This is a genomic window from Oribacterium sp. WCC10, assembly GCF_900113415.1.
GTDB lineage: Bacteria > Bacillota > Clostridia > Lachnospirales > Lachnospiraceae > Oribacterium.
The window spans coordinates 39,592-51,427 of the sequence record NZ_FOPH01000021.1 but is presented as its reverse complement, the minus strand read 5'-3'; the positions used below and the strand labels follow the sequence as shown (position 1 = coordinate 51,427).

Below are 11,836 nucleotides of genomic sequence, written 5' to 3'. Positions count from 1 at the left end.
CTCACCCGTCCGCCACTCGCTCGAGAATCACTAGGTTTCATCTCTCACTCGTTCGACTTGCATGTGTTAGGCACGCCGCCAGCGTTCATCCTGAGCCAGGATCGAACTCTCATCTTAAATGTTAAGAGATTTCTCTCTTTAAGTTCTTCCTTGTTCAGAACTAAAGCTTGGCTTTTCGTTCTGTCCGTTTCTTTACTGCGAATAAATTCGCTTGACCATATTTGGTCGTTTGCTTCCGAGTTCTTTCGAACTCTTCCGCTCTGAATTTTCTTTTTCAAAGAATCTTCAGGGTCTGTGTATTAATCGATCTTTGATTTTCAAGGTTCTTTTTGTTGTGTTTTTTGCAACTCGGTTATGTTATCAAATCCAAAACCAAATGTCAAACATTTTTTTAACTTTCTAAAGTTAAAACGGAGCAGGAGGGATTTGAACCCTCGCGCCGGTTTTATCCGACCTACACCCTTAGCAGGGGCGCCTCTTCGGCCTCTTGAGTACTACTCCATTGTTGTTTAAGTTGTGCCAATAAATGGCACAAAACGTTCCCTACCAAGGTAGTATAGGATTCGTTTTAATCTCTTAGAAGAGATGCCTATGTATATTAACAATTTTTCTTATTTATGTCAACTGTCTTTATATTTTTTTATTATTTTTAGTTTATTCGTGAAGTGCAAAGTTAAATTCCACAGCACTATACCATCAGTTTATTTTAGTCTTACACTTGATTCTATATAGAAATCAGTCTAACATTCTCGATTCTTGTTGTATACTGATGCAGTTGCAAAAAAAAAGGGAAAGGACTCATGCCGACCAAAGCCAGTCCCTTCTCTCTACCCAACGACATTTGAGGTTTTCCCCCATCTGTTGTCTTACATGATACCTATGCGCCGCTCTGATTACAAGTCCTTTTCTACAATTGACAGCTTTATTTCCAAAACACAAATGTGTTATCAAAATGAAGCTGATACATTTCAGCTTAAATATAACGAGAAACAAAAGACACCTATCTGGCGTCACATTCTTTATTCCTGCATTTTCCATTTTTATATAAATGGGGATCTTATTTCTGTGCCCGTAGAGATAATCCGATTTATCTTTGCCGGTTCAAACAGAACTTTCACCTTTTACGGTTCTCCTTTTTTACCCTACCAAAAAGAAATATAGTTTTTCCAGCAATGTACAGACTGATGTACTGTTGCGGCCTCCGCTGCAAAGAAGCGCGTACACTTAAGTGCGAAAATGTTGTGTTGAATTGTAACTATATCGACATTCTGCAGTCTAAAGGTCCTAAAAGCAGACGCATTTTTATTTCTGATGAATTATCTCATTATCTTGATTCTTATAACAAATCGGTTAATAGATTGCTCCCAAACCGAGTATACTTCTTTCCATAACGAGAACGTATCAACCATGAACATAGCTTTTTAAGCTTTGGCTCTGCTTCTTTACGTGATAAGCACTGCTCGTAAATATCCTGGAGTGTTACTCGCATGGAGTAAGCTCTTCCGGTTTTTAAGTGTTTGGACGCCTTCATAAGTTCGCATTTCCATGCAGCCTGTTCATCAGTAAGGTTGACATCATTTTTAAGCCAAAGGTACTTGTTTCCTTTCAGGAGTTCATTGGTCTTGCATTCCTGCTTGCGGAATGTATCTACAGCATCGTTGGCATGCTTTATGACATGGAACTTATCGATGATGGTATTGCTGTTAGGAAAGTTATCTCTGACGCCTTTCCGGAAGCCTAAAGACATATCACAGGTAACGAGCTTTACTTTAGCCGGATCACCATTATGTTGCTTGAAATCTTCGACAAACTTGTCGACCGTGGTATGGTCCTTACCTTCAGTCGTAAAGATTACTTTTCGACCTGCGAGATCAACCATTACCGTGACATAATTATTGCCTTTTTTGCTGGTTTCGTCCATGCCGATGCTATCGACCTCGGAATAATTTTCGAGTTCTCTGGCAGCATCAACGTAACGCTTTATAAAGCGCCACAAATGATTATCACGGACTCCGACAAGCTTGGCCACGACAGTTACCGGAAGATGTTTTGCAAGTTCCATTACCCATGATTCAAAGAGTAGTGTGAACTCGGAGTTCTTTCGAGCTCACGGAGCTCTAACTGTAGGGCATTGACCTTCACCATCGCTGACTTTAGGCATCTTCGCATGGATATACGTTTTATACTGGAAGAAGTTCAGGTGTCGCCATGTTCTGTCGGCAGTAGGAGCTTGGTATATGGCCTTCATATCTTTAACAAATGGCTTCAAATCCTTGTAGTTAACGAACTTAGTGGTATATCGGATCTGATGTACGATACAGCGCTGTATCTCGACCTTGGGAAATACTGCGCCTATTGCATCGACAAATCCAGTAAGGCCGTCTACAGATACAATCATGATATCTTCTACACCGAGATTCTTTATCTCATTCAGGACACCGAGCCAGTATTTTGCGCTTTCATTGCCACCAACCCACATACCAAGAACTTCCTTGTTACCGTTGAGTTTGACGCCTATAGCCACGTACACGGCTTTCTTTATGGTCTGGTTTTCCTCACAAACATGAAAATGTACCGCATCCATGAAAACGATGGCGTATTTGCGCTCTAAAGGCCGATTCTGCCATTCTTTAGCGATAGGCAATATCCTATCGGTCATGTGAGATATCATCTCAGCTGAGGCATCTACTCCGTATACATCACGAAGATGTGAGGAGATGTCGCGGGTAGTCATTGCCTTGACGTACATAGAGAGAACCTGATCTTCGATGTTGGAAATGTCGGTCTGATTCTTCTTAACAGCCTGGGGTTAAAACTCGCCTTTCCTATCCCTTGGGATGTCAAGATTGATCTCTCCGAGGGATGATACTACGGTTTTCTTGCTGTAACCGTTGCGGCTGTCGTCGGTTTCTTTGTTCTTGTAGTCATACTTGGAATAGCCAAGTTTCTCGTCCATTTCCGCCTCCAGCATACCTTGAAGCGTATCTCCGAGAAGGTCCTTGAGCATTTCCTGCACATCCTATGCATCTTCTGGACGATAATGCTCAATGAGACTGTTGATGATTGCTTTGCGCTCTGGTGAGAGCTTTCTGGTTCTTGCCATAAAAATATCCTCCTGGATTAATATTTATTCTAACATCAATCCAAGAGGATACTTATCCTAGATATCTAGTTTACACAAAATTATTTACATTCTCGTCTCGCTAATAAAGTCTAACTTTTCGGAGTCACCTCAAATTTCAGTTCTTTTTTTAATATTGCACTTTTCTTTAACTGATACTAATATTCATAAATTTATTTAATTTTTATCATCTATTTGATCAGTTTCTTCACTTTGTATATCAGATTCAGTTGTTGATTCTCTTACCTTAGCAATCGAAGCTATAACTATATTAGAATCTGCTTCTATATTCATAAATTTTACTCCTGAAGTATTTCTGCCAATATCTTTAGTATCCTTAAGAGACATTCTTATTATTACTCCCTCATTTGTAATAAGCATTATCTCTCTTGATTTATCTGTAAGCTTAAATCCAACAAGATTACCAGTTTTCTCTGTTATTTTATAACATATGAGTCCCTTTCCTCCTCTTTTTTGAGATTTAAACTCATTTACATTGGTAAGCTTACCCATACCTTTTTCAGATACAACAAGAACAAATTCGCCCTGACTAATTTTCTGCATACCGACAACAACATCGTCATCTGACAGAGTTATACCCTTTACACCATATGAACTTCTTCCTGTAATACGTACATCACTTTCATTAAAGCGAATAGCCATACCATTTCTCGTTCCAATCATGATGTCTTCATTTTTATCTATTAGCTTTGCTTCAATTAGCTGATCGTCATCTCTTAATGCAATCGCAATAAGTCCGGATTTTCTTATATTTGAATACTGTGATATAGGTGTCTTCTTAACAGTACCATTTTTTGTAGCCAATAATAAATACTGATCAGAATCTGCATAATCATCGCTTATAGCAAATGATGCTGTTACATATTCATCAGGAGCCAATTGCAGAAGATTAACCATTGCGGTTCCTCTTGATGTACGTGATGCTTCCGGAATCTTATATGCCTTTATCCTGAAACAGCGTCCTGTATTGGTAAAGAACATAATATAATGCTTATTCGTTGTCATAAACAAATCTTCTATTATGTCATCATTTATTGTCTGCATTCCCTTAATGCCCTTACCACCACGATTCTGCTGCTTGAAATTTTCTGGAGACATACGCTTTATATATCCAAGTCTTGTTGCAGCTATAACAGTATCGTCATCCGGAATGAGATCCTCATCATCTATAGAATCGTCATATCCAAACTTAGTAATCCTTTCATTGCCATATTTTTCGGAAATAATATTAATCTCATCTTTGATAACTCCAAGCATTTTCTTTGGTTCTTCAAGAAGTTCATTATAATATGCAATCTTTTTTTGAAGATCATCATATTCATCCTTTAATTTATTTCTTTCAAGTCCTGTTAATGCTCTAAGACGCATGTCAACAATTGCCTGAGCCTGAACATCATCCAGACCAAATCTTATAATAAGATTTGCCTTAGCATCTTCAGTATTTGCTGCCGCTCTGATTATATGAACTATTTCATCAATATGATCAACTGCTTTAAGAAGAGCTTGCAAAATATGAGCTCTTTCCTCTGCCTTATTAAGGTCATACCTGGTTCTTCGGTTGAAAACATTAACCTGATGTTTCAGATATTCCTCTAATAACTCCATCAAATTTAAAGTCTTAGGTTCACCATTAACAATGCACAGCATAATAACACCAAAAGTAGTCTGTAGCTGTGTATGTTTATAAAGCTGATTCAATACTACATTTGGATTAGCATCCTTACGAAGTTCTATATTGATTTTTGATGTAGATCCCTTACCAGATGCATCGTTTATATAAGTTATTCCATCAATTTTTTTATCTTTTACAAGTTCAGCAATATTTTCAATCACTCTTGAACGATATACAACATATGGAAGTTCCTTTACAACTATGCGATGCTTTCCATTAGGCATAGCTTCGATTTCGCACACTGCCCTGAGTTTGATCTTTCCTCTTCCAGTACGATATGCTTCTTCAATTCCCTTTCTTCCAAGTATTATTCCACCTGTAGGAAAATCAGGGCCTGGAATTACATGCATAATCTCATCTAATGTTGTGTCTTTATCATTAATTTTGTTATCAATGATCAGATTAACCGCATTAATTACTTCTCTAAGATTATGAGGAGGAATATTTGTTGCCATACCTACAGCTATACCGGTAGCACCGTTTACTATAAGGTTAGGAAACTTTGCAGGTAGTACTGTTGGCTCATCATACTCATTTGAAAAGTTTGGCATAAAATCAACAGTATCTTTGTTGATTCCTGATAACATTTCTCCGGCAAGCTTTGACATCTTTGCTTCAGTATATCTCATTGCCGCTGGTGAATCTCCATCATCAGAACCAAAGTTTCCTTGCTTATCTACCAATACATGACGCATAGACCAAGGTTGACCCATATATACGAGTGCACCATAAATTGATGAATCTCCATGAGGATGGTATTTTCCCATACATTCACCAACGATAGTTGCACACTTTTTAGTTTTCTTATCCGGTGTAACTCCCAAGGTTTGTAAAGAGTAAAGAACTCTTCTTTGTACCGGCTTAAGTCCATCCCTCACATCCGGAATAGCTCTTGATACGATTACACTCATGGCATAGTCTATATAAGAGTTTTCCATTGTTTTCTTGAGATCAACATCCTGAACCTTGTCAAAAACATTTGGTTCCAAATTTTTTTCCTCCAAAATACTTCTTTTTTATCAGTTATGTAATAGATAGCTGATATATACTCAAAAAAGAATGATTATTTAAAACAATATTCACAATGAATTATTATACATCGAGATTTGTTACATATTTAGCATTCTCTTCGATGAATTCACGTCTTGGCTCAACCTGATCTCCCATAAGAGTTGTAAAAGTCACATCCAGATCAGCTTTATCATCATCAATCATATTAACTCTTAATAATGTTCTTGTTTCAGGATCCATAGTAGTTTCTGCCAGTTCCTCCGTATCCATTTCACCAAGTCCCTTAAAACGTGAAACATCTGCACCCTCAGCGCCTATTTCTTTAAGGACATTCTGATACTCTTCATCCGAGTAACAATAATAATGTTTTTTATTCTTTGTTATATTAAATAGTGGCGGCTGTGCAAGATAAACATGTCCTTGTTTAATAAGCTCAGGCATAAAATTATAAATGAATGTTAGCATCAATGTTGCTATATGAGCACCATCTACATCTGCATCTGTCATGATTATAATCTTGTTATATCTTAACTTTGTTATATCAAAATCTTCTTTAATTCCAGTCCCAAATGCAGTTATCATACCTTTGATTTCTTCATTGGCATATATTCTGTCAAGTCTGGCTTTCTGAACATTTAATACCTTTCCTCTCAAAGGAAGTACTGCCTGCGTGTTAACATTTCTTCCATCCTTAGCCGGTCCAAGTGCAGAATCACCCTCAACTATAAATATTTCACATTCATTCGGATCTTTAGAATTACAATCTACAAGCTTTCCAGGAAGACCTACTCCATCCAGTGCTGACTTTCTTCTTGTAAGATCTCTTGCTCTTCTTGCCGCAGCTCTTGCACGTTGTGCCAAAACAGATTTTTCACATATAGCTTTTGCTACTCCTGGATTCTGCTCAAGGAAATAGGTTAACTGTTCACTTACTATACCTTGAACTGCTGTCTGAGCCTCTGAATTTCCCAATTTCTGCTTAGTCTGACCTTCAAACTGAGGATCTTCAATTTTAACAGATATTACAGTTGTAAGTCCTTCTCTAATATCATCACCGCTTAAATTCGGTTCAGAATCTTTTAAAAGCTTATTTTCACGTGCATAATCATTAAGAGTTTTTGTTAAAGCATTTTTAAATCCGGTTAAATGTGAACCACCTTCAGGAGTATTTATATTATTAACAAAAGTATAGGTATTTTCCGAATATGAGTCATTATGCTGCATTGCAACTTCAACAAAAACACCTTCCCTTTCTCCCTCACAATAAATGACGTCAGAATAAAGAGGTTCCTTGCCTTTATTCAGATAAGTTACAAATTCTTTTATTCCACCTTCATAGTGAAAAGTATTTTCATGTTTCTGTTCATCCCTTGTATCTCTTAAAGTAATTTTAAGTGCCTTTGTCAAAAAGGCAGTTTCTCGTAATCTTACTTTTAATGTCTCGTAATCATAAACAGTTTCTTCAAAAATTTCAGGATCCGGAAGGAAGTGCACCTCAGTTCCGTGCCTTTCAGGATCACAATCACCAATAACGGTCATGTCCTGAATAACCTTACCTCTTTCAAATTTCATGTTATAGATTTTGCCATTCTTATATACAGAAACTTCCAAATGTGATGAAAGAGCATTTACGACAGATGCACCTACACCATGAAGTCCACCAGAAACTTTATATCCTGATCCTCCGAATTTTCCACCGGCATGTAAAACTGTAAAGACTACTTCAAGAGCCGGTTTTCCTGCTTTTTTCTGTATGTCTACAGGTATTCCTCTACCATCATCTATAACTGTAATTGAATTATCCTGATTAATAGTCACAAGGATACTATTACAAAATCCTGCTAAAGCTTCATCAACTGAATTATCCACAATCTCATAAACCAGATGATGAAGTCCTCGTATAGAAGTTGAACCGATATACATACCGGGTCTTTTTCTTACTGCCTCTAACCCTTCCAGAATTTGAATTTGATCTGCATCATAATCGGAAGAACCTCTCATAAGCTCTTCTTCTCTTAACAAATCTTCATTTTCATTTTTTTCTATTGCCATTTTCTTTCCTCATAATACTTTATATGTATCAATATATTTATTCTTGTTAATACCGATACCTATAATAAAATTTTAGATCTATCATCTATCTTTGTAACTGTCCCATTTACAACATGAAACAGCTCATCTATATGAAAACGATTATTCACAAAATCATCAAGTCCTGTACAAGTTATAATATTTTGTGTATTACTTAATATATTCAAAAGATAATTTTGTCTCTTAGAGTCCAATTCAGAAAGAACATCATCAAGCAAAAGTATAGGATCATCATCGATTTTATTTCTTACAAGTTCAATCTCACTTAATTTTAAAGCAAGGGCTGCTGATCGTTGCTGACCCTGAGATCCAAACTTTCTAATATCTTTATCATTTATAAGAAACTGTATGTCATCTCTATGAGGTCCTGCCAAAGTAATCTGTTGCTTCAATTCAGAATCTCTGATACGTAACAAAGTATCATGAAAGTCTTCTTCAGAAACATTAGCATTATATTTAATTTTTAATTGTTCAACGCCTCCTGTCAGCTGATGATGTATGCCTATTATTATATCCTTCAGTTCATCAATAAACTTTTTACGGATTTCTATTATTTTTAGACCGTATTTAGTAAGTTCATCATCCCATACAGATAATGTATCCATAAGCGAAGGCTTATATTTTATATCTTTAAGAAGCTTATTTCTTTGATTAAGTGTTTTATTATATCTTGTAAGATTATATAAATAAACCTTATCCAGCTGACATAATTCCAAATCCATAAAACGTCTTCTAATAGCCGGACCATCTTTGATCAATCCTAAATCCTCAGGACTAAAGCTCACAATATTTGCAATACCAAAAAGTTCAGATGCTTTATGAATAGGAATTTCATCTATAGCTATACCCTTGGATTTATTTTTCTTTAAGTGCATATCAATTCGGTATGGAACTCCACGTTTTCTGACTTCCATCTTTATATGTGCTTCATCATTACCAAATTGTATAAGATCCTTATCTCTGGCTATACGATAAGATTTTGAAGTAGATGCCAAAAATATGGACTCAAGCACATTTGTTTTTCCCTGAGCATTGTCTCCAAAAAAAATATTAGTGCCTGAGCTCATATTAACTTTTAGTGATTGATAATTTCTAAAGTTCTTTAGTTCTAACGACTCTATTATCATTTAATAATTACACTGTATCTGAATTAAAATTTACCGGTAATATCATATAATTATATGTCTTGTCATCATCTCTTATGAAACATGGAGATCTTGGAATAGACATATAGATAGATATCTCCTCATCTTCAATGTTTCTGAGTGCATCAACAAGAAACTTTGGATTAAATCCAATCATAAGATCATTTCCAATCTTTTTAATGGCAACTTCTGCATCCATTGTTCCTAGATCTGTTGTTATCTTTAATCCCATTACATTTTCTTCTATCTTAAGAACAAGCGGCTGTTTATCATTGTCTCTTACAAAAATAGTAGAACGATCAAGACAGTCCAGTAAGTTCTTACGATTTACTACAATTTTTGTTTCATAATCTTCTGACAACATCTGAGCAACATGGAAGTATTCTCCATCTATGAGTCTTGAAACAACCAAAGTATTGTTAAACTCAAACATAATATGATTCTTTGAAAAATAAACGACTAATTCATCGTAAATTCCGCCACTGAGAATCTTAACAAGTTCATTTAGTGCTTTTCCAGGAACAATTGCCTTTGCAGTATCATATGATTTATTGAGCTTTACCTGTCTTATCGAAATTCTGTGTCCATCAAGTGAAGTAACAGTTAGTGTATCATCCTTAATTTCAAATAATTCACCTGTCATTTTCTTATTATTATCATTCATAGCTATAGAAAATATAGTCTGAGAAATGATTTGCTTTAATGTAAACTGTGAAAGAGATACTGACTGTGTCTTATCAATCTTTGGTAAAGCAGTAAATTCATTACCATCACGGCCTGCAATCTTAAACACGGAATTTTCACAGGTAATAATAGTGTTATTTCTGTTATCTGTTTCAATTGTTACCTGCATATCCTGTGTTTCAGGTAATCTTCGTATAATTTCTGAGAAAATCTTAGCTTCTATAGCTACTTTTCCCGATTCTACTATTGTGCCCTCACAAACTGTTTCAATTCCGAATTCAGTATCATTTCCTATCAGTTGAATTTTTCCATTTGATGCATCTAGTAAGATACATTCAAGAATTGACATTGTTGTTTTTGAAGGAACGGCTTTTGACACAATATTGATTGCATTAGTCAGATCATTTTTTTTGAACTGTAATTTCATATAACAGCCTTTCTTTATATTAGTTAATTATTTTAATTCTTAGTAGTACTAATAGGGGATGTGGAAATGTGAAAAAGTCATTTCTACGGCTCTATCAGTGGGTTATTTCACTTTTATAACTATGTTGAAATCAATTTTATAGAATGTTTATAAACTGATTATCATGGAGATATCTTTTTCTGTAAAGTTTCAATTGTGGATTTCAATTGTTCATTTGTGCGTAATTCTGTGGATATCTTATCTATTCCATGCATTATAGTTGTATGGTCTCTACCACCCAAATATTCTCCAATATTTTTTAATGGAGCTTCTGTCATTGTTCTGCAAAGGTACATTGCAATTTGTCTGGGAAAGACTATTTCTTTATTTTTTTTCTGAGAAGCTATTTCAATATTGGTAATGCCAAAGTGTTCGGCAACAGTAGATATAATAAGTTCAGGAGTAATCTCTTTTGGACCGTCCGGAGTTATATGATCTTTTAAAAGATCCTCAGCTAAAGGCAAATCAATTGATTGTCCTTTAAGTCTTGACATAGCAACAATTTTTGTAAGTGCCCCTTCAAGTTCCCTGATGTTTGACTTAATGTTGGTTGCAATATATTTGATAATTTCGTTGTCAATATTTACATGCATTAATTCTTCTTTTTTGCGAAGAATAGCCATTCTTGTTTCAAAATCAGGCATTTGGATATCAACTATTAATCCAACTTCAAATCTTGATCTAAGTCTATCTTCAAGATTATCAATATCTTTCGGAGGTTTATCTGAAGCTATTACTATCTGACGTTTATTTTCATATAAAGTATTGAAGGTATGGAAAAATTCCTCCTGAGTTCCTTCTTTTCCTATTATAAATTGAATGTCATCAATGAGAAGAACATCAAGTTCTCTGTATTTGTTTCTGAAGTCAGCCGGTGACATATTGTTTTTATTTCTAATGGAATCTACGAATTCATTGATAAACGTTTCAGAAGTAACATATCTAATTTTAGCCTTAGGGTTATTTTTTAATATGAAATGAGCAATAGAGTGCATCAAATGAGTTTTTCCTAGACCTGCTCCTCCATAGATATATAAAGGATTGTATATTTCACCAGGAGATTCTGCCACTGCTAGTGATGCAGCATGAGCAAGATTATTACTTGATCCAACAACAAATGTATCAAATGTATATTCGGGATTTAGGTTGGCTTCTTTCAGAGTTTCTTCCAATATAATATTGGGATCTCTTTTATCATTTATTGCTCCTTGTAATTTTTTTACATATTCTCTGGCATCACTTTCAATAAGAAAATGTACTTCTACAGGTATATTTGTTTTTTCTTCTATAGCTACCTTTAAAAATAGTGAATATTTTTTATCAAGATATCTGATGTATCCTTCTTCAGGAACAATAATCAGTAATTCTCCATTTATAAAATCAAATAATCTTAATGGCTGTAACCATGTTTCAAAAGACACAGGTAATATGTCATGTTCTTCTTTCATGGTTTTCAATATATCATCCCAATTCTTCCGGATTGATTCAAATTCACTCATTTGAGGATCTCCTTGTTGATAAAATCACAGATTTGATTATAACAGAGTGTGGATAAAATAGCAATCATGTGTGTGGATAAGTGTATTGTGGATTAAGTTTTACACAGTATATATCCACATATGCTC

7 protein-coding genes, 1 tRNA gene, 1 rRNA gene and 2 pseudogenes are annotated in these 11,836 nt (G+C 35.2%); 1 reads left to right on the top strand and 10 read right to left on the bottom strand.

Features of this window, described 5'->3' with window-relative positions; translation table 11 throughout:
- Positions 1-117 (bottom strand): 16S ribosomal RNA (locus tag BM294_RS13355); the annotation flags it as partial.
- A 294-nt stretch (positions 118-411) separates the two neighbouring features.
- Positions 412-501 (bottom strand) — tRNA-Ser (locus tag BM294_RS13350).
- 671 nt (positions 502-1,172) lie between these two features.
- On the opposite strand from BM294_RS13350, the gene BM294_RS16880 reads away from it, so the two are divergent.
- Positions 1,173-1,391: a tyrosine-type recombinase/integrase gene (locus BM294_RS16880; RefSeq protein WP_091209284.1), complete on the top strand. Its 219-nt coding sequence runs from the start codon at positions 1,173-1,175 to the stop codon at positions 1,389-1,391.
- Here the strand turns inward: BM294_RS16880 and BM294_RS13340 are convergent.
- From BM294_RS13340 to dnaA, 8 genes and pseudogenes are all read right to left on the bottom strand, one after another.
- Entirely contained in the window at positions 1,337-1,921 is a 585-nt protein-coding gene (locus tag BM294_RS13340) for a transposase (RefSeq protein WP_255407205.1), read from the bottom strand. The two genes, BM294_RS16880 and BM294_RS13340, sit on opposite strands and share 55 nt — an antisense overlap.
- A 60-nt stretch (positions 1,922-1,981) precedes the next feature.
- A pseudogene (locus BM294_RS16480) lies at positions 1,982-2,095 on the bottom strand (transposase family protein); the annotation flags it as partial.
- Positions 2,096-2,107: 12 nt separating this feature from the next.
- Positions 2,108-3,103 (bottom strand): annotated as a pseudogene (locus BM294_RS13335) (IS256 family transposase).
- A 195-nt stretch (positions 3,104-3,298) separates the two neighbouring features.
- Complete coding sequence (gene gyrA / locus BM294_RS13330; protein WP_091209282.1) at positions 3,299-5,803, bottom strand: DNA gyrase subunit A; 2,505 nt, start codon at positions 5,801-5,803, stop codon at positions 3,299-3,301.
- Between the two features lie 103 nt (positions 5,804-5,906).
- Positions 5,907-7,826, bottom strand: coding sequence for a DNA topoisomerase (ATP-hydrolyzing) subunit B (gyrB, locus tag BM294_RS13325; RefSeq protein WP_242944540.1), 1,920 nt, complete (start codon positions 7,824-7,826; stop codon positions 5,907-5,909).
- 110 nt (positions 7,827-7,936) lie between these two features.
- On the bottom strand, positions 7,937-9,043 hold the full coding sequence (gene recF / locus BM294_RS13320; protein ID WP_091209278.1) for a DNA replication/repair protein RecF: 1,107 nt from the start codon (positions 9,041-9,043) through the stop codon (positions 7,937-7,939).
- A gap of 7 nt (positions 9,044-9,050) precedes the next feature.
- Positions 9,051-10,172 carry a DNA polymerase III subunit beta gene (gene dnaN, locus BM294_RS13315; protein WP_091209275.1) on the bottom strand — a complete coding sequence of 374 codons (1,122 nt, stop codon included), beginning with the start codon at positions 10,170-10,172 and terminating at the stop codon, positions 9,051-9,053.
- 161 nt (positions 10,173-10,333) lie between these two features.
- Complete coding sequence (dnaA, locus tag BM294_RS13310; protein WP_091209272.1) at positions 10,334-11,710, bottom strand: chromosomal replication initiator protein DnaA; 1,377 nt, start codon at positions 11,708-11,710, stop codon at positions 10,334-10,336.
- Positions 11,711-11,836: the final 126 nt, after the last annotated feature.

What these genes read in the sequence shown, in the direction of transcription:
- BM294_RS16880 (WP_091209284.1), top strand. Translation starts at nt 1,173, where the DNA reads ATGTACAGACTGATGTACTGTTGCGGCCTCCGCTGCAAAGAAGCGCGT.
- dnaN (WP_091209275.1), bottom strand. Translation starts at nt 10,172, where the DNA reads ATGAAATTACAGTTCAAAAAAAATGATCTGACTAATGCAATCAATATT.
- BM294_RS13340 (WP_255407205.1), bottom strand. Translation starts at nt 1,921, where the DNA reads ATGGACGAAACCAGCAAAAAAGGCAATAATTATGTCACGGTAATGGTT.
- gyrB (WP_242944540.1), bottom strand. Translation starts at nt 7,826, where the DNA reads ATGAGAGGTTCTTCCGATTATGATGCAGATCAAATTCAAATTCTGGAA.
- dnaA (WP_091209272.1), bottom strand. Translation starts at nt 11,710, where the DNA reads ATGAGTGAATTTGAATCAATCCGGAAGAATTGGGATGATATATTGAAA.
- recF (WP_091209278.1), bottom strand. Translation starts at nt 9,043, where the DNA reads ATGATAATAGAGTCGTTAGAACTAAAGAACTTTAGAAATTATCAATCA.